The organism is Pseudomonas parakoreensis, from assembly GCF_021602155.1.
GTDB classification, from domain to species: Bacteria; Pseudomonadota; Gammaproteobacteria; order Pseudomonadales; family Pseudomonadaceae; genus Aquipseudomonas; species Aquipseudomonas parakoreensis.
Genome location: NZ_BQHY01000007.1, coordinates 1 through 22,525, shown reverse-complemented (window position 1 = coordinate 22,525; position 22,525 = coordinate 1). Strand labels below are relative to the sequence as shown.

Below are 22,525 nucleotides of genomic sequence, written 5' to 3'. Positions count from 1 at the left end.
TCGTACAAAAATACGCGACCACTCCCGCACGGGCTGACAGCGGTGAAGCGAAACTCCCCATCGCGAGCAGGCTCACTCCTACAGATGGCGTTTGCTATTCACACAATCTGCGGACGACCGACATCCACTGTGGGGGCGAGCTTGCTCGCGATAGCATCAGTCGATGCGACATCAACGTCAGCCACCAGGCGCAAATTCAGGCGCAACCCCGCCCCGGCATTCTCCGCCCACTCCATCCCACCCTGGCGCTGCACCGCATTCCTGGCAATGCTCAACCCCAACCCAAACCCGCCATCCCCCGGGCGTGAGCCGTCGAGGCGGGTGAACGGCGAGAAGATCCGTTGCAGATCCCCCTCGGCCACCCCGCCGCCCTGATCCTCCAGCCACAAATGCCAATAATCATCGTCACGCCGTCCATCAAGGCGCACGATGCCGCCCTCGGGCGAATGACGAATGGCATTGCGCAGAATATTTTCCAGCGCCTGCGCCAAAGTATTGAGGTTACCGCGCACCCAGCATGACGCCGGCACCGCGCACTGCAATTGCAGGCTCGGCCAGCCGCTTTCATAACAGGCATTGTCGGTGAGCATTTCCCACAGCGCCTGGATCTGGATCGCTTCGTTAGGCAGCGGCGCGCGTTCGGTGTCGAGCCAGGCCAGTTGCAAGGTGTCTTCGACCAGCCGCTGCATGCCGTCGACTTCACGGCCGATGCGCTCGCGCAGTTGGCGCAGATCCTGTTCGCTTTCACTGGCCACCCGCAGCCGGCTCAGCGGCGTACGCAATTCATGGGACAGGTCGCGCAGCAGCTGCTGTTGCAGGGCGACGGTGGATTGCAGGCGTTCGGACATTGAGTCGAAGGCCCGCGCCAGCTCGCCGAGTTCGTCCGGGCGCTGGGTGATGCCGCTCGACAGACGCACATGCAATTGGTCGGCACGCCAGGCGTTGGCTTGCTCACGCAAGTTATTCAACGGCACTACCAGCAAGCGATACAGGCCAATGCACAGCAATACGGTGAACAGCCCCGGAATCACGCCGTTGGTGATCACCCGCCAGAACACCCGGTATTTCCCCGGCAGGAAACGCTCGGGCAACTCAATCACCAGACTGCCGGCGGACGGGTTCTTCGGAAACGGCACGCGCAACCACGGCCGGCCCTTTTTGTGGATCGGCCAGTCGAGGCCGCGCAAAAAGGTCAGGTGCTGGATTTCCTGTTCATTCAGCGGCTCGCTGCTCAACGATTGCAGATTGCGGTCGATCACCCCGACCCAGGCCGCCTCGCGCAATTCCATGCTCTGCAACCAGTTATCGACCCCGTCGCGCTCGTCGCGCTGCCACGCCCGCTCGGCCTCGCCGGCATAACGGCTGAGGGTGCCGCGCGCCTCGTCGGAGAGGAACTGGTTGCGCTCTTCCATATAGCGCCCCCACGACCAGCTCAGCCAGATCATCAGCAGACAGAACGCCACCAGCAGACACGCCAGTTTCCAGAACAGCGAATGCCGCCCCGGCAAGTCAGAGACTTTCATCGGGCGCACTCAGCACATACCCCTTGCCCCATACCGTGCGCACTTCTCGTTCGGTGTAACCGATGGCCTTGAGTTTGCGGCGGATCTGGCTGATGTGCATGTCGAGGCTGCGGTCGTGGGCCGCATAGCCGCGCTGCAACACGTGCTGATAGAGGAAGGCCTTGCTCAGGACTTCTTCATCGTTGCGATTGAGGGTTTCCAGCAAGCGGTATTCGCTACGGGTCAAACCGGCAGCTTGCGCGTTATGGAAGACTTCGCACTGCTCATCGTCGAAGCGCAGTGCGCCACTGGCAGCAGGTGGTGCAATGGCTGCCGGACGCCGATCCAGCGCCACCCGGCGCAGGATCGCCTCGATCCGCACATGCAGCTCGGCCATGCTGAACGGCTTGGGCAGGTAATCATCGGCGCCCAGACGAAAGCCGCTGATGCGATCGGCCTCGGCGCCCAGCGCCGACATCAGCAGCACCGGCGTCGAATGGCTCTGGCGCAACTGCGTCAGCACCTTCAGGCCATCGAGCCCCGGCAACAGAATGTCCATCAGCACCACGTCGAACGGCTGATGGCGGGCGATGTTCAGCCCTTCCTGCCCGTTCTGGCACCAGGTCACCGCAAAGCCGCTCCGGCCCAGGTGTTCGTGAACATAGGCACCGAGCACCGGGTCGTCCTCGATGGCAAGAATGCGTGGCAGGTCGGTGGAAACAGGAGTCATGAGTATCTGCAAATAATTCTCAGTTGGCCGATTATTCAAGATTGCCCGCCATCGGGCAACCCAAGCTTGACCGGCCGGACAAACGCGCCTCGCCCTGGCGGCCGAGGGCGAGATGATTTTTCCGAAGATTGCCTGCCTGCAAATCGCTACACTGCGCCAATGGCGCGTGCCGGACGCACGTGCGAGTCAACAGTTCAGCGGGATGCAGGAGATGGGTGTGCTCAAGAAACTGGGAATCAAAGGTCGCGTATTGTTGCTGACCCTGTTGCCCACCAGCCTGATGGCGTTGGTGCTCGGTGGCTATTTCACCTGGATGCAACAGTCCGATTTGCAGACCCAACTGATGCAGCGCGGTGAAATGATCGCCGAGCAACTGGCGCCATTGGTGGCGCCCGCCATGGGCCACGGCAACACCGATCTGCTGGAGCGCATCGCCACTCAATCGCTGGAACAGCCTGACGTGCGCGCCGTCACCTTCCTCGCCCCTGATCGCACACCGCTGGCGCACGCCGGTCCGACCATGCTCAATCAGGCGCCCAGTGGCGACAGCGCACAACTGCAACGGCGCAGCGGCAATGACGCCACACGTTATCTGATGCCGGTGTTCGGCAAGCATCGCAACCTCGCCGGCGACGTGATCCCGCAAGAATCCGAGCGCCTGCTCGGCTGGGTCGAACTGGAGCTGTCGCACAACGGCATGCTGCTGCGCGGTTATCGCAGTCTGTTTGCCAGTCTGCTGCTGATCGCCGCGGGCCTCGCCGGCGCGGCCCTGCTCGCCTTGCGCATGGGCCGCACCATCAACCGCCCGTTGAGCCAGATCAAACACGCCGTTGCGCAACTCAAGGACGGTCATCTGGAAACCCGCCTGCCACCACTCGGCAGTCAGGAACTGGACGAGTTGGCCTCGGGCATCAACCGCATGGCCGGGACCCTGCAGAACGCGCGCGAAGAACTGCAGCACAGCGTCGATCAGGCCACCGAAGACGTGCGGCAGAACCTGGAAACCATCGAGATCCAGAACATCGAACTGGACCTGGCGCGCAAAGAAGCGCTGGAGGCGAGCCGGATCAAATCCGAGTTCCTCGCCAACATGAGCCACGAAATCCGTACGCCACTCAACGGCATTCTCGGCTTCACGCATCTGTTGCAGAAAAGCGAGCTGACCCCGCGCCAGCTCGACTATCTGGGTACCATCGAAAAGTCCGCCGACAGCCTGCTCGGGATCATCAACGAGATCCTCGACTTCTCGAAGATCGAGGCCGGCAAGCTGGTGCTCGACCATATCCCGTTCAACCTGCGCGACCTGTTGCAGGACACCCTGACGATTCTGGCGCCGGCGGCTCATGCCAAGCAATTGGAGCTGGTGAGTCTGGTCTATCGCGACACGCCGCTGTCGCTGGTCGGTGACCCGCTGCGGCTGAAGCAGATCCTCACCAACCTGGTCAGCAACGCGATCAAGTTCACCCGCGAAGGCACCATCGTCGCGCGCGCCATGCTTGAGGAAGAACACGAAGACAGCGTGCAACTGCGCATCAGCATTCAGGACACCGGCATCGGCCTGTCGAGTCAGGATGTGCGCGCGTTGTTCCAGGCATTCAGTCAGGCCGACAACTCGCTGTCGCGCCAGCCCGGCGGCACCGGTCTGGGTCTGGTGATTTCCAAGCGCCTGATCGAACAGATGGGCGGCGAAATCGGCGTCGACAGCACCCCGGGCGAAGGCTCGGAGTTCTGGATCAGCCTGAGCCTGCCGAAAACTCGCGACGACACCGAAGATTTGCCGGCCCCACCGCTACTCGGACGCCGCGTGGCGGTGCTGGAAAATCACGAACTGGCGCGCCAGGCCTTGCAGCATCAACTGGAAGACTGTGGCCTCGATGTCACGCCATTCAATACGCTGGAGAGCCTGACCAACGGGGTCACCGGCGCGCACCAGACCGATCAGGCGATCGATCTTGCGGTGCTCGGCATCACCAGCAACGACATGCTCCCGGAGCGCCTGAACCAGCACATCTGGGATCTCGAACACCTCGGTTGCAAAGTGCTGGTGTTGTGCCCGACCACCGAACAGACGCTGTTCCATCTCTCGGTGCCCAACCCGCACAGTCAGCTCCAGGCCAAACCGGCCTGCACGCGCAAATTGCGTCGGGCGCTGGCGGATCTGGCCAACCCGCGCCAGCCGCGCAGTGAGCCGGGCGAACCGCTGTCGAGCCGTGCTCCGAAAGTGCTGTGCGTCGACGACAACCCAGCCAACCTGTTGCTGGTGCAGACCCTGCTCGAAGACATGGGCGCCAAGGTGCTGGCCGTGGAAAGCGGGTACGCGGCGGTCAAGGCAGTGCAGAGCGAATCCTTCGATCTGGTGCTGATGGACGTGCAGATGCCGGGCATGGACGGACGCCAGACCACCGAAACCATCCGCCAGTGGGAAAGCGAACGGCATTGCACACCGCTGCCGATCGTCGCCCTCACCGCCCACGCCATGGCCAACGAAAAACGCGCCTTGCTGCAAAGTGGCATGGACGACTACCTGACCAAACCGATCAGCGAGCGGCAACTGGCGCAAGTGGTGCTGAAATGGACGGGGCTGGCCTTGCGCAATCAAGGCGCGGAGCGCGCCAGCGAGAGTGCGACGGGCAGCAACGAACTGCCCGTGATCGACCACGAAGAAGGCTTGCGCCTGGCCGCTGGCAAGGCCGATCTGGCGGCGGACATGCTGGCGATGCTGCTCGCCTCGCTGGAAGCCGACCGCGAAGCGATTCGCGCCGCCAGTGAAGCCCGCGATCACAATGCACTGATCGAGCGCGTGCATCGCCTGCACGGCGCGACCCGGTATTGCGGCGTACCGCAATTGCGCGCGGCCTGTCAGCGCAGTGAAACCCTGCTCAAACAGGGCGATCCGAAAGCACCGGCGGCGTTGGAAGAATTGGAGCGGGCAATCAATCGTCTCGCGACCCAGGCCAGAATCAGCGCCTGACCCATGGCAATACCGGCGTTCGCAACCGCCGTTAAAGTGGTGGTGGTCAACGTTGACTCGCCACCCCGCTCCAGGAGGACTACATGCGCACGCTCGTTTTCAGCAGCCAGACCTACGACCGCGACAGTTTCCTCGCCGTCGATTGCCCGGGCGGGATAGAACTGCACTTTCAGCAGGCCCGGCTCAGTCTCGACACCGCCGCCCTGGCCGAGCACCACGAGGTGGTCTGCGCCTTCATCAATGACGATCTCAGTGCGCCAGTGCTGGAGCGTCTGGCGGCCGGGGGCACGCGCCTGATCGCCCTGCGTTCGGCGGGCTACAACCATGTCGATCTGCTCGCGGCGAAACGCCTCGGGTTGGCCGTGGTGCGGGTGCCGGCCTATTCGCCACATGCGGTGGCCGAACATGCGGTGGCGCTGATTCTGGCGCTCAACCGGCGCCTGCACCGCGCCTACAACCGCACCCGCGAAGGCGATTTCACCCTGCACGGCCTGACCGGTTTCGATCTGGTGGGCAAAACGGTCGGCATCGTTGGCACCGGGCAGATCGGCGCGACGTTCGCGAAAATCATGCACGGTTTCGGTTGTCAGTTGCTGGCCTACGATCCGTATCCAAATCCGGAGGTTGTGGCTTTGGGCGCGCAGTATCTGAGCCTGCCGGAGCTGCTCGCACAGTCGCGGATCATCAGCCTGCATTGCCCGCTCAATGCGCAAAGCAAACACTTGATCAACCGTGAGTCACTGGCCCATCTGCAACCGGGGGCGATGCTGATCAACACCGGGCGCGGCGGCCTGGTGGACACACCGGCGTTGATCGATGCACTGAAGGACGGCCAATTGGGCTATCTGGGACTGGATGTGTATGAGGAAGAGGCGCAGCTGTTTTTCGAGGATCGCAGCGACTTGCCGCTGCAGGACGACGTGCTGGCGCGGTTACTGACGTTTCCGAACGTGATCATCACTGCGCATCAGGCGTTCCTGACCCATGAAGCCTTGGGTGCGATTGCCGCGACCACCCTGCACAACATCGCGACCTGGGCCGCAGGCACGCCGCAGAACCAGGTCGAAGGTTGAGGATTGGCGGCTTATTTGGGCGACAGCGACGAGGCCAGAATCAGCAGCGCCAGCCAGCCAAACCCGAAAAAGCGCTGTTTCATCGAGTGGCCGTTGCGCAACAGGAACCAGACAAAGACCATCGGCAACAGAAACACCATGATCTTCAACCAGCCTTCCACCGGACGCGAACCATCAGCGTTGGCCTGAGGCTGCGGCGCGGGCTCGGGCTGCCGACGGCGCCGGCCGACAGCGGCCGGTGTCACTTTCGGCGCCGGCTCCGGAGCTGGCGGCGGAACAAAGGCGTCGGGCACGGATTTGTTGCGCGGCAGGCTGCCGAATGAAATCGTCGCGGCGGCTGCCGTCGCCTGCGGCGGGTTGTGGTCATGCTGCTCCGCCATCGGAGCGCCACAATGAATGCACGCCTTGGCTTCGGAGCTGATGCTGCGCTTGCATTCATAACATTCGATCAACGCCATGTTCCGTTCCCTCAGATTGAAGGGCGGCAGTTTGCCATGAGCGCCAGCCGATTTGAACCGGATCGAAGGTCGCACACGTACGCCATCCTGCAATCAAGCCCGTGCTAGCATGTCGCGCAGATTTGGAGGACCCATGGTCGAACACGATTTCCGCTACACCCTGATGAACCCGCAACACACCCTCACCGAATGCCGCGCCCTCGTACCGGGCCGCTATCAGGTCACCGGCAATGGTGGCTCGATCCGCAACGGTGATGTCCTGTTGGTCACGCTCAAAGGCAGCAAGGACTTGTCCATGCGCCTGACCGTCGACACCGTGCGCCACCTGATCAATCCGCCGGGGCAATGGACCGCAATGACCACGGGCCCGGTATTCGGCGAACTGGCGATCCACACCTGGCAGGTCAACTGCGACAGCTGCGCCAAAGAGCTGAACTTCGAGTTCGCCGTGGACGCCAAGCTGGGCAAGAGCGCCGAGAAGCCGGCCGCCACCGCACGCATCGCCGAGCTGGGCTGGAAAGCCGTTGGCGACAAGCACTTGTGCCCGAAATGCCAGGAGCCTGCGTGATGAAACGCCTCGCCCTGCCGCTGTTGGTCGGTGCCGGTCTGGTGGGCTGCGCCGCAGAGCCTGTGCAATTGCAGCAGAACCGCAGCTACATTCTGGAGTGGATCGGCGAGCGGCCCTTGATGGATTACAGCCACCTGACCGTGACCCTCGGCGACGATGGTCGTGCTTACGGCAACGGCGGCTGCAACCACTGGTTCGCGCCGTACACCCTCGAAGGCGACAAGCTGAGCTTCGGCCCGATCGGCAAGACCCGCAAACTCTGCGCCCCGGCGCTGATGGAGCAGGAACAACGCTTCCTGCAGGCCCTGCAAGGCGTTGAGCGCTGGGACATCTCACCGATCGAGCAGATGCGCTTCTGGCCGGCGCAAGGCAAGCCGTTGCGTTGGTGGCTGGAAGAGGGTTAACCCCCTCCTGCTGCTGAGACTACCCTGTGGTGAGGGGATTTATCCCCGATGGGGCGCGGAGCGCCCCCCCTTCGGAGGGTCAGGGTAAACCGAGCTCTCGGGTTTCAGGGCTGCTGCGCAGCCCATCGGGGATAAATCCCCTCACCACAAAACCTCACTTGCCCTACTTTGTCGCCTGCAACGCCTCCAGCTTCGCCATCACCCCCGCCGCCGTCTGCTCACCCATCAACTGCTCACGCACCTTGCCCTTGTTGTCGATGATGTAGGTCACCGGCAAGGCCTCACTGCGCGGCAGGTCGAACAGGTCGGCCGGATCCTGCGCCAGCACGGTGAACTTGATGCCGAGTTTTTCGCTGGCGCTCTTCAGGTCTTCACCCTGGACGTTGTCGAAGTTGACCCCGAACACACCGACATTCTTGTTCTTCAGTTCGTCCGCCAAATGATTGAGCTCCGGGATTTCAGTGCGGCACGGGCCACACCATTCGGCCCAGTAGTTGAGCACTACCCATTGCTTGTCCAGGCGCTCGGACGCCACTTTCTGACCATTCTGGTCAATGCCGTAGTCGTTGCCGCAGCCCCCCAGCATCAACGCCCCGATTATCGTCAATGCCGCTGCCAATCGCCGTGTCATGTCATGTTCCCTGGTCAAAAATTGAAGGCGCCTGCGACCCGTTGCCTCTGAAGGTTCTGGATTGCGCGCTGCACAGTTAGAATAGCCGCCACTTTACGCCAGAAGCGACCTGCCATGACCGATCTGACGCTTTATCACAATCCGCGCTGCTCGAAATCCCGCGGCGCGCTGGAACTTCTTGAGGCCCGTGGCCTGACCCCGAACGTGGTGCGTTACCTCGAAACCCCGCTGAATGCGGTGCAAATCAAGGCACTGCTCGGCAAGCTCGGGATCAGCGCGCGTCAGTTGCTGCGCACCGGAGAAGATGAATACAAAATGCTTCAGCTGGCTGACGAAAGCCTCAGCGAAGCGCAATTGATCGACGCCATCGCCCAGCACCCAAAACTGATGGAGCGGCCAATTCTTGAAGTCGGCAACAAGGCCGTGATCGGTCGTCCACCGGAAAATGTGCTGGAGCTATTGCCGTGAGCGCGCCCTATATTCTGGTTCTGTATTACAGCCGCAACGGCGCGACCAATGAAATGGCGCGGCAGATTGCGCGCGGTGTCGAACAGGCGGGTCTCGAAGCGCGCTTGCGTACGGTGCCAGCCATTTCCACCGAATGCGAAGCCGTATCGCCGGACATCCCGGATGAGGGCGCGTTGTATGCCACGCTCGATGACCTGAAGAACTGCGCCGGTCTGGCGCTGGGCAGCCCGACGCGCTTCGGCAACATGGCCGCCCCGCTGAAGTATTTCCTCGATGGCACCAGCAATCTGTGGCTGACCGGTGCACTGGTCGGCAAGCCCGCTGGCGTGTTCACCTCCACCGCCAGCCTGCACGGCGGCCAGGAAACCACCTTGTTGTCGATGATGCTGCCGTTGTTGCACCACGGCATGCTGATCACCGGCCTGCCGTACAGCGAGTCGGCGCTGCTGGAGACCCAGGGCGGCGGTACGCCGTATGGCGCCAGTCATCACGCCGGGGCCGATGGCAAAAAAGGTCTGGATGCGCACGAGATGGCGCTGTGTCGTGCCCTTGGCCTGCGTCTGGCCAAGACCGCGCAGAAACTGGAGGGCTGAGGGTGGCGAAGAAGCCGAAAGTCCTGCCCTCTGTCGAGTGGCTCGAACCCCGCGTCAAGGCGATGCGGGTCGTCAGCCTGCTGTGCTTCTTCGGCCTCGCCGGGCTGCTCGCCGTTTACTACCTGGTGTTCGCCGACCTGCATGGCGCCCGACCGTGGGTGATTTTGCTGGTCGAACTGATCCCGTGGCTGATCCTTGCGCCGGGGATGCTGATGGGCAACGCACGTGCGCACTCGTGGATGTGCTTTGTGGTGAATCTGTATTTCATCAAGGGCGCACTGGCGGCCTATGACCCGAACCGGCAACTGTTCGGCGTGCTGGAGATGGCCGCGAGCCTGGCGCTGTTCTGCTCGGCGCTGCTGTATGTGCGGTGGCGGTATCAGTTGAATCGCAAGCTGGCTGGCGAGGGCGAAGTCTCTGTCGCCTGACAGATCGCTATCGCTGGCAAGCCAGCTCCCACCGTTTTTGTGTCGATCACAAAATTATGTTTCAACAAGGATCCTGTGGGAGCTGGCTTGCCAGCGATTGAAGCAACTCGATGTCAATGATTGACGGTGTACGCCAGCATCATCGAAATCTGACTCATCGGCCGCCCGCCACTCTGCTCATGCCACTGATTGAACGCGTTCTGCACAATCGCCAGATCGCGCAGACTGGTCGGCGCCTTGTCGACGATCTTCTGCGCATTCAGCGCCGCGACCACGTCATAGCTCGGCACGAAGGTGTCCTTGCCGACCATGCGCAGGAAGCGCGGTGCCGACAGCCCACCTAACTGACTCCCGTGTTTTTTCAGGTAGGTCCACAAACCGACGATATCGGTCACCGGCCAGTCGGCGATCAGCGCGCCGAAACTGCCCCTCTCCTGCTCGACATCGAGAATGAACTGCGCATTGCGCGGCACGCTCTTGAGCTTGCCCAGGTGGCGGATGATCCGCGCGTCCTGCATCAGGCGTTCAAGATGTTCGGCGCTCATCAGCACGACTTTTTCCGGGTCGAACTTGAAGAACACCTCTTCGAAAGCCGGCCACTTGGCGTCCACCAGGCTGTGCTTGAGGCCGGCGCGAAAGACGCGCAAGGCCATGGTCGAGAGGTAGCGGTCGTCGCTGATTTTGCGCAATTGCGCGGGGGTCTTGGGAACGGGCAGATGGGCTTCCAGTTCAGCCGCCGAACCGAAGCGGTTCAGACAGTATTCGTGCAGCCACTTGTAATCGCGCATGCCCTCTCCTATTGAATGAAACGAAAAACCCCATGTGGGGGCAGGCCCTGTGGTGAGGGGATTTATCCCCGATGGGCTGCGCAGCAGCCCCAGCTTTTCTGGGGACGCTTCGCGCCCCATCGGGGATAAATCCCCTCACCACAGGGCTCGCTCCCACAGGGAAGGGGTTTACAGGTTGACGACGTTAACGAAGCGCGAAGCCGCGGTCTCGTCGATCTTCAGGCTGGTGAAGTCGAACAGGTTGCGGTCGGCCAGTTGCGACGGCACGACGTTCTGCAGACTGCGGAAGATGCTTTCAGTGCGGCCCGGAGTCTTGCGCTCCCAGTCCTGAAGCATTTCCTTGACCACCTGACGCTGCAGGTTTTCCTGCGAACCGCAGAGGTTGCACGGGATGATCGGGAATTCCTTGAAGTCCGAGTAGGCCTGGATGTCTTTCTCGTTGCAGTAGGCCAGCGGACGGATCACCACGTTGCGCCCGTCGTCGGCGCGCAGCTTTGGCGGCATCGCCTTGAGGGTGCCGTTGAAGAACATGTTGAGGAAGAAGGTCTCGACGATGTCATCGCGATGGTGACCGAGGGCCATTTTGGTCGCGCCGATTTCGTCGGCAAAGGTGTACAGCGTGCCGCGACGCAGGCGCGAGCAAAGCGAGCAGGTGGTTTTGCCTTCGGGAATCAATTCCTTGACCACCGAGTAGGTGTCTTTCTCGACGATGTGGTACTCGACGCCCAGCTCTTTCAGGTAGGCCGGCAGCACGTGCTCGGGAAAGCCCGGCTGCTTCTGGTCCATGTTCACCGCGACGATCTCGAACTTGATCGGTGCAACCTTCTGCAGGTGCAGCAGCACGTCGAGCATGGTGTAGCTGTCCTTGCCCCCGGACAGGCAGACCATGACCTTGTCGCCGTCTTCAATCATGTTGAAATCGGCGACCGCTTCGCCGGCCAGGCGGCGCAGGCGCTTTTGCAGTTTGTTCTGGTTGACCGTAAGAGTGCCCATGACGCGAAATCCGTGAGGTGTGACGAAAGGCGGGCATTTTACGCAAAAACCCACCGGCGGCGCAGCCTCCTGACGGACGCACCCTGTAGGAGCTGCCGAAGGCTGCGATCTTTTGATTTTAAAAACAGGATCAAAAGATCGCAGCCTTCGGCAGCTCCTACAGAGATAACTGCGATTAACCCGTCCGTTTACAGCGCAATTTGCTCTAAGCCCCTAGTCCCTGTGCGGTTAAGTCCTTTCTATACTGCGACATAAGGTCGCACACATCTGAAGACCTGTATTTGCTCGGCCACCTTGGCCCGTAGGCGCTCCGCTGGGGGGCGATGGCAATAACAAGAGGAGTGACTGGCATGATCCATCACGTAGTGGGACTGTTTACCCACCCCGATCAGGAATGGAAGGAAATCCGTGGCGACCAAGAGGAAAGCATCAGCCACATGTACCTGACGCACACGCTGATCCTGGCGGCGATTCCGGCCGTTTCGGCGTTTATCGGCACCACTCAGGTTGGCTGGGTGATCGGCAACCGCGCACCGGTGATGCTCACCGTCGAAAGCGCGATCTGGATGACGGTGATGTCGTACCTGGCAATGCTCGGCGGGGTCGCGGTGATGGGCGCCTTTGTGCACTGGATGGCCCGCACGTATGACGCCAATCCAAGTCTGGCGCGTTGCGTGGCGTTCGCCACCTACACCGCGACGCCGTTGTTCGTCGGCGGGCTGGCGGCGCTGTATCCGCATATGTGGCTGGGGATGATCGTCGGCACGGCGGCCATCTGCTACACGGTGTACCTGCTGTACGTCGGGCTGCCGACCTTCATGAACATACCGTCGGACGAAGGCTTCCTGTTTTCCAGCTCGGTGCTGGCGGTGGGTCTGGTGGTGCTGGTGGCCATCATGGCGTTCACCGTGATTGTCTGGGGCCTGGGCGTAGGACCGGTGTACACCAACTGACAGGTTTCAACCCCCGAGAAAAACAAGATCTGCCAATACAGGCCGCCGCAAGGCGGCCTTCTCGTTTCGCGCATGACCATTCGGCAGGTCAACGATTCGCAAGTCCTGGAGGTTGCGGCATACTCGACGCCTCTGGAGATCCATCAAGCATGCCCGAGCAACTCAATACCCGCGTCGAAGACTGTTACCAACTCGCTGAAGCCTTTTTCAAACGTCATTTCCAACGCCCGGTCGTGAGCCTCAAGCTGCGCGGGCAAAAAGCCGGTGTCGCGCATCTGCACGAGAACCTGCTGCGCTTCAACCCGCAGCTGTACCGGGAAAACACCGAACACTTCCTCAAGCAGACCGTGGCCCATGAAGTCGCGCACCTGATCGCCCATCAACTGTTCGGCGACCGCATCCAGCCGCACGGCGAGGAGTGGCAACTGATCATGCGCGGGGTTTATGAACTGCCACCGGATCGTTGCCACACCTACGCCGTGAAACGCCGCAGCGTGACCCGCTATATTTACAAATGCCCGTGCGCCGACAGTGATTTTCCGTTTTCGGCGCAACGTCATAGCCTGGTGCGCCAGGGGCGGCGGTATTTGTGCCGGCGTTGTCGCAACACCCTGGTGTTCAGTGGTGAGATGCGGGTGGAATAGGCGGTTCGTTGCTGCATTGGAGGGCCTCATCGCTGGCAAGCCAGCTCCCACAGGTTTTGTGCCGAACACAGAGCCTGTGAACACCCCAAAGAAACTGTGGGAGCTGGCTTGCCAGCGATGAGGCCAGCACCAACGCTAGAGAATCACCTTGGCTGCCCGCAATTGAGCAATCCGCTCAGCATCAAACCCCAACTCCCCCAACACCTGCTCCGTGTGCTGTCCCAACTTCGCGCCAACATGCCGCGGCGCCGGCAGTGGCTCGGAAAATTTCAGCGGACAGGCCATCTGCGCCTGTTTCGTACCGTCGCCACGCGGCACCTGGGTCACCAGCTCCCGTGCCTGCAATTGCGGATGCTGCACCGCCTCGCTCAGGTTCAAGACCGGTTCGACACAGGCATCGACTCCGGCGAACAATTCGCACAGCTCGGCAAAGTCGTGCCTCTCGAACTCGACTTTCAGCGCATCCTTCAATAACCGTTGGTGTTCGGGTTTCGGCGACAAGCCCTGCGCCGCCAGCTCCGGCCGGCCCAACGCCGCGCACAGTTGCTGCATGAACCCCGGTTCCAGACTGCCCACCGACAGCCAGCGCCCGTCGCGCGAGCGGTAATAGTCATAGAAGCTGCCGCCATTGAGCATCTGGTCTTCCCAGTGCGGTTCCTCGCCACAGGCCAGATACCCGGCACCGGCCATGGCGTTCAGGCTGAAGGCGCAATCGGTCATGCTCACGTCCAGATGCGTGCCCTGCCCGCTCTGCTGCCGGGCGATGACCGCCGCCAGCAGGCCGATCACCCCATGCAGCGAACCGCCCGCGATATCCGCCACCTGCATGCCCAACGGCAACGGCCCGCTGTCGGTGCGTCCGGTGTAGCTGGAGAGCCCGGCCAGCGCCAGATAATTGATGTCATGCCCGGCGCGATCCTTGTACGGGCCGGTCTGGCCATAGCCGGTGATCGACACGTAAATCAGCTTCGGGTTGATCGCCTTCAGCACCTCGTAACCCAGACCCAGACGCTCCATCACCCCGGGACGGAACTGCTCCAGGACAATGTCGTAATCGGTCAGCAGCTGCTTGACCACTTCCAGTGCCTCGGGCTGCTTGAGATCCAGCGCCAGACTGCGCTTGTTGCGATTGAGGTAAGCGTGGCTGGCGGACACCCCTCGATCGTGCGGCGGCAGCACCCGCAACAGGTCCATGCGCGTGGGCGACTCGATGCGCAGCACTTCGGCGCCCATGTCGGCCAGCAACAGCGAGGCGAATGGCCCCGGTAGCAGGGTCGAGAAATCCAGGATCTTCAGTGAGGCCAGCGGTGCGGACATGGGCGAACTCCTTGGGCGATGCACTCAGACTAGGCAGCGATGCCGCGCACGGCAATCACCGGATGCATCAGCGGCAGTGACCGTAATGCTCAAATCGCAGGCAATAAAAAACCCCTGTAGCGAGGGGATTTATCCCCGATGGACTGCGCAGCAGTCCCCTTCTATCTAAGAAGGGGCCGCCTCGCGACCCATCGGGGATAAATCCCCTCACCACAAGGGTTATCAGGCTCCAGCATTACACTGGAGCCAATTCAGATTACTTGACGTTGCTCGGGGTAGCACCTTCAGCCACACCCAGGTCGTCTTCCGGACGGGTGTCAGCAATACCGCGACCACCCGAAGCCAGTTCGGATTGCAGCACGTCGGTGTCCAGCTCTTTCACCCACTTGGCAACCACGATGGTCGCCACGGCGTTGCCGACCAGGTTGGTCAGGGCGCGGGCTTCGGACATGAAGCGGTCGATACCGAGGATCAGCGCCAGACCGGCCACCGGCAGGTGACCGACCGCCGACAGGGTGGCGGCCAGCACGATGAAGCCCGAACCGGTCACACCGGCGGCGCCTTTGGACGACAGCAGCAATACCACCAGCAGGGTGATCTGGTGCGTGATGTCCATGTGCGTGTCGGTGGCCTGAGCAATGAACACGGCGGCCATGGTCAGGTAGATCGCGGTACCGTCGAGGTTGAACGAGTAACCGGTCGGGATCACCAGACCCACGACGGATTTCTTCGCGCCCAGACGTTCCATCTTGATCAGCATGCGTGGCAGTACCGATTCCGACGAGGAAGTGCCCAGTACGATCAGCAGCTCTTCACGGATGTAACGGATCATCTTCAGCACGCTGAAGCCGTGCATACGGGCGATGGCGCCCAGCACGATCAGGATGAAGGCCAGGCAGGTGATGTAGAAGCAGGCCATCAGTTGACCCAACTGCACCAGCGAGCCGACACCGTAGGCACCGATGGTGAACGCCATCGCACCGAAGGCACCGATTGGCGCGAGCTTCATGATCATGTTGATGATGTTGAACATCACGTGAGCGAAACGATCGATGAAGTCGAGGATCGGACGGCCGTAGTCACCCAGGCGGTGCAGGGCAAAACCGAAGATCACCGAGAACATCAGCACTTGCAGGATGTCACCGGTGGCGAACGCGCCGACGATGGTGGTCGGGATCACGTTGAGCAGGAAGCCGACAACGCTCTGGTCTGCGCCTTGCTGCACATAAGTGGCGACTTTCGAGGCGTCCAGGGTGCTGACGTCAATGTGCATGCCGTTGCCCGGCTGCACGATGTTGACCACGATCAGACCGACCAGCAGGGCGATGGTCGAAACGATTTCGAAGTACAGGAGTGCGTAACCGCCGGTCTTGCCGACCGATTTCATGCTTTGCATGCCAGCAATGCCGCTGACCACGGTGCAGAAGATGATCGGGGCGATGATCATTTTGATCAGCTTGATGAACCCGTCGCCCAGCGGCTTAACCGCCACACCGAACTGCGGGTAGTAGTGACCAAGGGCAATACCGATGATGATCGCGACGATCACCTGGAAATACAGGGATTTGTACAGTGGCTGACGAGTCGTCATTGCAAGTGTCCTCAAGCGTCCCGCGGGCAACATCCATCTGTTGAGCGCAGAACCTGAATTGCGAACCCTCCTGCACTGGAGGGATTTGTTGTGTCGAGCAGCGCTTTTCCAGCGGAAAGACGCACACTTCTGTCGCTCTTATCGCAAACGCCGTGCCACTTTGGTGCGAATCGCTGCAAGCCTTTTGATATCAGGGTATGCAGGGTATTTTTTGTCACTGCCCGGTGACGCAGGCGTGGCGGATTTCCGCCAAGTCAGCGAATCCCGTCCTACAATTTGGCGGAAATCCGCCTTGTTGCCCTGCGCTTGCCCCGGCTACCATCCGGCGCCTGAGGAAGGATCAGCCGCTTATGCGCGAACGCACCATCGCCAGTCATTTCGCCCGCGCCGCCCTCGGTGGCGCACGCCGTTCGGGATTCGACTATGCGCCGCTGCTGCAGCAACTGGGCATCAGCCCCGAGTTGCTCGACGAGCCACGGGCGCGCATCGCCCCGGAGCAATTCACCCAACTGATCCAGAGCCTGTGGCTCGCGCTGGATGACGAATACCTGGGCTTTGGCAACGCGCCAAGCAAACCCGGCAGCTTCGCGATGATGTGCCACGCGCTGATCCACTGCCGCAATCTGGAGAAGGCACTGCAACGCGGTTTATTGTTTTATAGCCTATTCCCCGCGGCCCCGCGCCTGAGCCTGAGCCGCGAAGACGAATGGGTGCGCCTGAGCCTCGATGATGCGCAGTTATGGGACCCGGATCACTTTCTCAGCGAGAGCCTGCTGGTGATCTGGCATCGCCTCGGTAGCTGGCTGATCGGCCAGCGGATTCGTCTGGAGCAGGCCACCTTCAGTTACCCGAAACCGGCGCACGGTGCCGAGTACGACCTGCTGTTCCCCTGTCCGTTGGTGTTTTGCGCCGAGCAGAGCAGCCTGCTGTTTCACAGCCGCTACCTGCACATGCCGCTGTTGCAGGACGAACGCACCTTGAAGCATTTCCTTGAACGCTCCCCCGCCGACCTGTTGTCGCGCCCGGACGACGGCGACAGCCTCAGCAGCCGCCTGCGCCGTTTGCTCAGCCGCGACAGCGCGCACTGGCCGGACCTGGAAGCGGTAGCTGCGCAGTTGCACATCAGCCCGCAAACCCTGCGTCGGCATTTGCGTGAGGAAGGCACCAGTTTTCAGGAATTGAAGGATCAGTTGCGCCGCGACATCGCGATTTATCACCTGGGCCGGGCGGATCTGTCGTTGCAGCAGATTGCCGAGCAGTTGGGGTTTTCCGAACCGTCGGCGTTTCACCGGGCGTTCAAGAAATGGACGGGGCTGACACCGGGGGCTTATCGGGCGCAGGAGCAGTGATCTGCTCGCCGTCTGTGGCGCCTTGACTGGCCTCATCGCTGGCAAGCCAGCTCCCACAGGTGTTGATGTCGTTCAAGGAATTTGTATACGACTCGGACACTGTGGGAGCTGGCTTGCCAGCGATGGCGCCCGAAAGACCAACACCTAAACCGCAGGAAACTGAATCCTGAATGCCGCCCCGCCCATCGGCGAATCTCCGAGCATCAGCTTGGCGTTGTAGCTTTCGATGATGTCCTTGACCACCGCCAGCCCGATGCCCTGCCCCGGATGCTGACGATCCAGTCGTTCGCCGCGCTCAAGGATTCGCGCGCGCTGATTCGGCGGCACGCCGGGGCCGTCGTCTTCGATGCACAACTCGATACCGGTCAGGCTCTCGCGCACGCTGATGCGCACTTCGCTCAGGCACAGGCGATAAGCGTTTTCCAGCAGGTTGCCCATCATCTCCAGCAACGCGCCCTGTTCGATCGGCACATAACATTGCTCCGGCAGGTCGAACGCCACTCGAACATGTTTGTCGCGGTAAACCTTGTCCAGCGTATCGCACAGGCTCTGGAGCACCGGCCGCAGCCGCACCTGATGGCGCACCAGACCGCTTTTGCGCAGGCTGGCCCGTTGCAGTTGATAGCTGATTTGCTGGCTCATGCGTTCGATCTGGGTTTGCAGCACCCAGGCTTGATCGCGATCTTCCGGGCGTTGGGCCATGTCTTCACTGACCCCTTGCAACACCGCCAACGGGGTTTTCAGGCTGTGCGCCAGGTCATCGAGAGAGTCGCGGTAACGGCTGCGTTGCTGGCGTTCACTGTGCAGCAAACGGTTGAGCGAGCCGGTCAGGCGCAGCAGTTCGCGCGGGTGCTGTTCGGTGAGGCTTTCGCGGGTGCCGCTTTCGATTTCGTCGAGTTCCTGACTCAGCCGACGCAGCGCCTTGAGGCCCCAGGTCAGGCCGATCCACAACAGCGCCAGCAGCACCAACAAGGCAGCGCCGAAGCCCAGATAGAGGTTTTCGCGCAGGCCTTCAAGGGTGTTTTCATATTCGCGCACCGGTTGCAGCGCAACGATACTGAAAGCTGCGCTCTTGCCGCCGAGCAGTTTGACTTCGACGTCGTAGACGAAAAACTCCTGGCCGTTGCTCTCGCGGATCCGCGCGAACTCGTTACCCATGCCGTCGTAACGCGGCTTGTAGTTGATCTGCTCTTCCTGCGTACCTTTCGAGCGCCAGACCAGTTTGCCTTCGCGGTCATAGATATAGCCGAGCAAGCGATTGTCGGTGAGATTGAAGCGCTCATCCGGCAGTTGCGCCGGCATCACCAGATGACCACTGTCGACGCGTGCCGCCGAGATCAGCGTGGTGACGTCCGACGCCAGGCGCTGCTCGATCGAGTCCTGCAGTGCCAGGCTGAACGCGCCCTGCATGGCCGGCAGCAAGCCGAGCATGAACAACACCGCCAACGTGGTGGCGGCGAGCATCAAGCGAACGCGAAGAGAACGAATCAAGTGCAGCGCTCATTGAACAGGTAGCCGAGACCACGCACGGTATCGATCGGCTTGAACCCGCCCGGGCCTTCAAGCTTGCGGCGCAAGCGGCCGACCAGCACTTCGATCACGTTCGGATCACGCTCGTCGTCGTCCGGATAGAGCTGTTCCATCAGGCGATCCTTGGGCACCACTTGCTGGTGGTGGCGCATCAGGTATTCGAGGATGCGGTATTCGTAGGCGGTCAGCGCCAGCGGCTCTTCATCCAGCGACGCCTGTTTGCGATTGAGATCAAGCAACAACGGCCCGGCGACGATGGTCGACTGGGTGAAGCCGCTGGAGCGACGCAGCAAGGCGTTGAGGCGCGCGTCGAGTTCTTCGAACTGGAACGGCTTGACCACGTAGTCGTCGGCACCGGCGGCGAGGCCCTCGACCTTGTCCTGCCAATTGCCACGGGCAGTGAGAATCAGGATCGGAAAGGTCTTGCCGCTCGAACGCAACTGGCGAATCAGGTCCAGACCGCCCAAGCCGGGCAGACCGAGGTCGATCACCGCCAGATCGAAGTTGAACTGTCCGGTCTGGTACAGCGCCTCTTCGGCATTGGCCACGGACTCGACCACGTGGCCACTCTCCGTCAGGCGGGTTTGCAGGTGATGGCGCAACAGCGCTTCATCTTCGACGACCAACAGCTTCATAACGCTCTCCCGGGTAAATCAAAAACTCCAACAACGCATGTGTGGGAGCGGGCTTGCTCGCGAAGGCGATGTATCAGCCAACAGTGTTGTCGACTGATAGACCGCTTTCGCGAGCAAGCTCGCTCCCACAGGGTCTAGAACGAACCGCGCTTTAGAAAGCGTAGTTCGCCGACAGGTAAGTCTGGGCGCTGCTGGTCAAGTCCAGCGAGCCTTGCTTGCTGCCACCGCTCTCTTTCATTTCAGTGCTGGCGTTGCTCATCAGGTAACGGTAGCCGAGTTCGACCGACACATTCTGCGCCACCTGTTGCAGCACACCGAACTGGCCACCGACGGCGTACCCGATATCGCTGTCACGGCTGTAGCCTGGCGAATCCTGAGTCAGCTTGGTCAAACCGGCCGTGGCGCCGCCGAACAGCTTGGTGCTGCCGCCCACTGGATAGAACAGATCGTAACTGCCCAGCAGATTTTCCTGGCGCAGTTTAATGCCATTGTGCGAACCGGACACGTTGTCGTAGGTGGCGTAGTAGCGACCTTGCGAGTTTTGCTGACCGAGGCGCACGCCGTAAGTGTTGTTGCCGTCGATTGCACCGCTGGCGTCCGGGTGGCCAAGGTTGTCGTTCAGCGCGTGGGACTTTTTGACCTTGTCACTGGTCTGGCCAAAGGTCAGGCCGGCGAAGTTGCTGGTGTCATCGGCATGTGCCGCAAGGCTGGAGCCCAACAAGGTAAAAGCCAGCAGCAGTTTGTTCAGACGATTCATCGCGTTTCCTCTATCACAGTGCTGTTTGGGTATGGCGCAAGGTTACTGACCTGCCCCTGTACCTGCCCTGAACACTCTCTGAACCTGCGCTGAATCAAATCGACTAGGCTGTCCTGACCACTTTCGATAAGGAGACCGACCATGCGCCTGTTCCTCGCCCTCGCCTTGCTCGCCGCCAGCAGTCTGGCCAACGCCGCGATCAAGACTCAGGAGATTCCCTACCAGAGTGCCGACGGCACCAGGCTGATCGGCTACTACGCCTACGACGACGCGATCAAGGGCAAACGCCCGGGAGTCGTCGTGGTGCATGAATGGTGGGGCTTGAACGACTACGCCAAACGCCGCGCCCGCGATCTCGCCGAACTGGGCTACAGCGCCCTGGCAATCGACATGTATGGCGAGGGCAAGAACACCGAGCACCCGAAAGATGCGATGGCGTTCATGCAGGCCGCGACCCAGGATACCGCGGCCTCCAGCAAGCGCTTCGAGGCCGGGTTGAATCTGCTGAAAAAGCAGCCGCAGACCGACGTCAATAAAATCGCCGCCATCGGTTACTGCTTCGGCGGTGGCGTGGTGCTCAATGCGGCGCGTCAGGGCGAGCCGCTGGCGGGCGTGGTGAGTTTCCACGGTGCGCTGGCGACCACCACCCCGGCGACGCCCGGCAGTGTGAAGGCGAAAATTCTGGTCGAACACGGCGCGCTGGACAGCATGGTCACTGCCGACAACGTCACCGCGTTCAAATCTGAAATGGACAAGGCCGGCGCCGACTACAGATTCGTCAGCCTCGACGGCGCCAAGCACGGTTTCACCAATCCGGATGCCGATCGCTTGAGCCACGGCGATCACGGTGGCCCGGATATCGGCTACAACAAAGCGGCCGATGAAAAATCCTGGGCGGACATGAAGGCGTTCTTCCAGAAAATCTTCAGCTGACCCACTTCGCCCCCTGTAGGAGCTGCCGAAGGCTGCGATCTTTTGTTCTTGATCTTAAGAAGCAAGATCAAAAGATCGCAGCCTTCGGCAGCTCCTACAGGGTCAGCGACGCCTGATACAGGTTTTGGCTCTACCCAGCATCCGCGCCAACCGGCAAAATGCTCGTCATGAATTCCAGCCCGCCCCTCCCCGCCTGCTGCACCCCGCTCGACGCCCATTGGCCGTTGCCCAACGTGTTGCCCGACACTGTCCTGCTCAGCACCCGTTTCGATCCGAAGCAACTGCTCGGCGATGACTTCCAGCGCAGCGCCATCGAGCCGCCGCCGAGCGTTCAGCGCTCGGTGGCCAAACGGCAGGCCGAGTTTCTCGCCGGGCGGATTTGTGCCCGGGCTGCGCTGCAGCAACTGGAAGGCTCAAATGTGATTCCGGCGATTGGCGAAGACCGGGCGCCGGTGTGGCCGGCGCACATCTGCGGCTCGATCACCCACAGCACCGGACACGCGGCGGCGATTGTCGCCAACAAGCGGCACTGGCGCGGCTTGGGCATGGATCTGGAAAACCTGCTCGAGACCGAGCGTGCCGAACGCTTGGCCGGGGAGATCCTCACGCCAGCGGAATTGCAGCGCATGGCCGCCGGCTCGCGAGAGCAACTGGGGTTGTGGGTGACCCTGACGTTTTCGGTAAAAGAGAGCCTGTTCAAGGCGCTGTACCCGATTGTGCAGAAGCGCTTTTATTTCGAGCACGCCGAGGTGCTGGAGTGGACGGAGCAGGGTCAGGTTCGCTTGCGCTTGCTGACCGATCTTTCAGGTGAATGGCGTCATGGCACCGAGCTGGACGCGCAGTTCGGGGTGCAGGATGGGCAGTTGTTGAGTCTGGTCAGCATTCCTGCCTGAAGATTTTTCAGCGCCGGTAAGTCCCCATCACTGGCAAGCCAGCTCCCACAGGTTTCAGGGGTGTATCCAAAATCTGTGCTGCCCCCGGACAGTGTGGGAGCTGGCTTGCCAGCGATGGGGGCCGGCAAAACCAGCACAAAACTCAGCGGCGTTCCTGATTCCTCGGCCAGCTCAGACTGAAACAGGCCCCACCCAGACTCTTGCTCTTGTTGATCAGCGCCCGCCCGTCATGCCAGTGAATGATCCGCCGCACAATCGACAGACCCAGCCCATGCCCGCCCGACGCCCGTGTGCGGCTGTCATCCAGACGCAGGAA

At 61.4% G+C, this 22,525-nt stretch carries 24 protein-coding genes; 12 read left to right on the top strand and 12 right to left on the bottom strand.

The genetic code is table 11. The annotated features are described in order from the left end of the window. Nucleotides 1-98 precede the first annotated feature (98 nt). Entirely contained in the window at nt 99-1,523 is a 1,425-nt protein-coding gene (locus L6D63_RS12285; RefSeq protein WP_236170334.1) for a sensor histidine kinase, read from the bottom strand. Then, nucleotides 1,510-2,232, bottom strand: coding sequence for a response regulator transcription factor (locus tag L6D63_RS12280; protein ID WP_047295777.1), 723 nt, complete (start codon nt 2,230-2,232; stop codon nt 1,510-1,512). The genes L6D63_RS12285 and L6D63_RS12280 overlap by 14 nt, the downstream gene beginning before the upstream one ends. A 217-nt stretch (nt 2,233-2,449) precedes the next feature. Here L6D63_RS12280 and L6D63_RS12275 point away from each other — a divergent pair, with 217 nt between their 5' ends. After that, nucleotides 2,450-5,203, top strand: coding sequence for a response regulator (locus tag L6D63_RS12275; RefSeq protein ID WP_095669292.1), 2,754 nt, complete (start codon nt 2,450-2,452; stop codon nt 5,201-5,203). Nucleotides 5,204-5,286: 83 nt separating this feature from the next. Continuing rightward, nucleotides 5,287-6,276, top strand: a complete 990-nt coding sequence (locus L6D63_RS12270; protein ID WP_121186698.1) for a 2-hydroxyacid dehydrogenase — start codon at nt 5,287-5,289, stop codon at nt 6,274-6,276. 11 nt (nt 6,277-6,287) lie between these two features. On the opposite strand, the gene L6D63_RS12265 is transcribed toward L6D63_RS12270, so the two are convergent. Beyond that, nucleotides 6,288-6,734, bottom strand: coding sequence for a hypothetical protein (locus L6D63_RS12265; RefSeq protein WP_047295781.1), 447 nt, complete (start codon nt 6,732-6,734; stop codon nt 6,288-6,290). Nucleotides 6,735-6,867: 133 nt separating this feature from the next. Here L6D63_RS12265 and L6D63_RS12260 point away from each other — a divergent pair, with 133 nt between their 5' ends. Both L6D63_RS12260 and L6D63_RS12255 read left to right on the top strand, forming a co-directional pair. Beyond that, the gene (locus L6D63_RS12260; protein ID WP_041067531.1) at nt 6,868-7,302 is read left to right on the top strand and encodes a hypothetical protein; all 435 of its coding nucleotides are present in this window, start codon (nt 6,868-6,870) and stop codon (nt 7,300-7,302) included. After that, nucleotides 7,302-7,706 carry an META domain-containing protein gene (locus L6D63_RS12255; RefSeq protein ID WP_108183526.1) on the top strand — a complete coding sequence of 135 codons (405 nt, stop codon included), beginning with the start codon at nt 7,302-7,304 and terminating at the stop codon, nt 7,704-7,706. The genes L6D63_RS12260 and L6D63_RS12255 overlap by 1 nt, the downstream gene beginning before the upstream one ends. Nucleotides 7,707-7,869: 163 nt before the next feature. Here the strand turns inward: L6D63_RS12255 and L6D63_RS12250 are convergent, their stop codons facing one another. After that, the gene (locus L6D63_RS12250; RefSeq protein ID WP_131671700.1) at nt 7,870-8,337 is read right to left on the bottom strand and encodes a TlpA disulfide reductase family protein; all 468 of its coding nucleotides are present in this window, start codon (nt 8,335-8,337) and stop codon (nt 7,870-7,872) included. Between the two features lie 114 nt (nt 8,338-8,451). On the opposite strand from L6D63_RS12250, the gene arsC reads away from it, so the two are divergent. Genes arsC through L6D63_RS12235 form a run of 3 tightly spaced genes read left to right on the top strand, consistent with a single transcriptional unit; the run spans nt 8,452 to nt 9,826 of the window. Then, a complete protein-coding gene (gene arsC / locus L6D63_RS12245) occupies nt 8,452-8,805 on the top strand; it encodes an arsenate reductase (glutaredoxin) (protein ID WP_047295787.1) in 354 nt (117 codons plus the stop codon). Then, complete coding sequence (gene wrbA / locus L6D63_RS12240) at nt 8,802-9,398, top strand: NAD(P)H:quinone oxidoreductase (protein WP_095668557.1); 597 nt, start codon at nt 8,802-8,804, stop codon at nt 9,396-9,398. Before arsC ends, wrbA begins: the two co-directional genes overlap by 4 nt. A gap of 2 nt (nt 9,399-9,400) precedes the next feature. Next, on the top strand, nt 9,401-9,826 hold the full coding sequence (locus L6D63_RS12235; protein WP_095668556.1) for a DUF2069 domain-containing protein: 426 nt from the start codon (nt 9,401-9,403) through the stop codon (nt 9,824-9,826). Between the two features lie 113 nt (nt 9,827-9,939). Here L6D63_RS12235 and L6D63_RS12230 read toward each other — a convergent pair whose 3' ends face one another. Together L6D63_RS12230 and ttcA are read right to left on the bottom strand one after the other, a co-directional pair. Continuing rightward, nucleotides 9,940-10,614 (bottom strand): DNA-3-methyladenine glycosylase I, encoded by a 675-nt coding sequence (locus tag L6D63_RS12230; RefSeq protein WP_131671701.1) that lies wholly within the window; start codon nt 10,612-10,614, stop codon nt 9,940-9,942. 168 nt (nt 10,615-10,782) lie between these two features. Next, on the bottom strand, nt 10,783-11,607 hold the full coding sequence (gene ttcA, locus L6D63_RS12225; protein ID WP_041067551.1) for a tRNA 2-thiocytidine(32) synthetase TtcA: 825 nt from the start codon (nt 11,605-11,607) through the stop codon (nt 10,783-10,785). 350 nt (nt 11,608-11,957) lie between these two features. Between ttcA and L6D63_RS12220 the strand changes: the two genes are divergently transcribed. Both L6D63_RS12220 and L6D63_RS12215 read left to right on the top strand, forming a co-directional pair. Continuing rightward, entirely contained in the window at nt 11,958-12,560 is a 603-nt protein-coding gene (locus tag L6D63_RS12220) for a Yip1 family protein (RefSeq protein ID WP_007917515.1), read from the top strand. Between the two features lie 149 nt (nt 12,561-12,709). Further along, nucleotides 12,710-13,204 (top strand): SprT family zinc-dependent metalloprotease, encoded by a 495-nt coding sequence (locus L6D63_RS12215; RefSeq protein WP_041067555.1) that lies wholly within the window; start codon nt 12,710-12,712, stop codon nt 13,202-13,204. Between the two features lie 135 nt (nt 13,205-13,339). Here L6D63_RS12215 and L6D63_RS12210 read toward each other — a convergent pair whose 3' ends face one another. Both L6D63_RS12210 and L6D63_RS12205 read right to left on the bottom strand, forming a co-directional pair. After that, the gene (locus tag L6D63_RS12210; protein ID WP_131671215.1) at nt 13,340-14,521 is read right to left on the bottom strand and encodes a CaiB/BaiF CoA transferase family protein; all 1,182 of its coding nucleotides are present in this window, start codon (nt 14,519-14,521) and stop codon (nt 13,340-13,342) included. 256 nt (nt 14,522-14,777) lie between these two features. Further along, the gene (locus L6D63_RS12205) at nt 14,778-16,112 is read right to left on the bottom strand and encodes a dicarboxylate/amino acid:cation symporter (protein ID WP_027612291.1); all 1,335 of its coding nucleotides are present in this window, start codon (nt 16,110-16,112) and stop codon (nt 14,778-14,780) included. 350 nt (nt 16,113-16,462) lie between these two features. On the opposite strand from L6D63_RS12205, the gene L6D63_RS12200 reads away from it, so the two are divergent. Continuing rightward, nucleotides 16,463-17,461, top strand: coding sequence for an AraC family transcriptional regulator (locus L6D63_RS12200; RefSeq protein ID WP_047295800.1), 999 nt, complete (start codon nt 16,463-16,465; stop codon nt 17,459-17,461). A gap of 144 nt (nt 17,462-17,605) precedes the next feature. Here the strand turns inward: L6D63_RS12200 and L6D63_RS12195 are convergent, their stop codons facing one another. From L6D63_RS12195 to L6D63_RS12185, 3 genes are all read right to left on the bottom strand, one after another. Beyond that, on the bottom strand, nt 17,606-18,952 hold the full coding sequence (locus L6D63_RS12195; RefSeq protein ID WP_047295802.1) for an ATP-binding protein: 1,347 nt from the start codon (nt 18,950-18,952) through the stop codon (nt 17,606-17,608). Beyond that, nucleotides 18,949-19,626, bottom strand: coding sequence for a response regulator (locus L6D63_RS12190; protein ID WP_095668553.1), 678 nt, complete (start codon nt 19,624-19,626; stop codon nt 18,949-18,951). Before L6D63_RS12190 ends, L6D63_RS12195 begins: the two co-directional genes overlap by 4 nt. A gap of 151 nt (nt 19,627-19,777) precedes the next feature. Continuing rightward, entirely contained in the window at nt 19,778-20,383 is a 606-nt protein-coding gene (locus L6D63_RS12185) for a membrane protein (RefSeq protein WP_027612287.1), read from the bottom strand. A gap of 141 nt (nt 20,384-20,524) precedes the next feature. Here L6D63_RS12185 and L6D63_RS12180 point away from each other — a divergent pair, with 141 nt between their 5' ends. Further along, nucleotides 20,525-21,316: a dienelactone hydrolase family protein gene (locus L6D63_RS12180; RefSeq protein WP_131671214.1), complete on the top strand. Its 792-nt coding sequence runs from the start codon at nt 20,525-20,527 to the stop codon at nt 21,314-21,316. A 167-nt stretch (nt 21,317-21,483) separates the two neighbouring features. Then, nucleotides 21,484-22,209 carry a 4'-phosphopantetheinyl transferase family protein gene (locus L6D63_RS12175; protein WP_131671213.1) on the top strand — a complete coding sequence of 242 codons (726 nt, stop codon included), beginning with the start codon at nt 21,484-21,486 and terminating at the stop codon, nt 22,207-22,209. A gap of 142 nt (nt 22,210-22,351) precedes the next feature. Here L6D63_RS12175 and L6D63_RS12170 read toward each other — a convergent pair. Then, on the bottom strand, nt 22,352-22,525 hold a 174-nt coding region (locus tag L6D63_RS12170), incomplete at its 5' end, for an ATP-binding protein (RefSeq protein WP_236170342.1).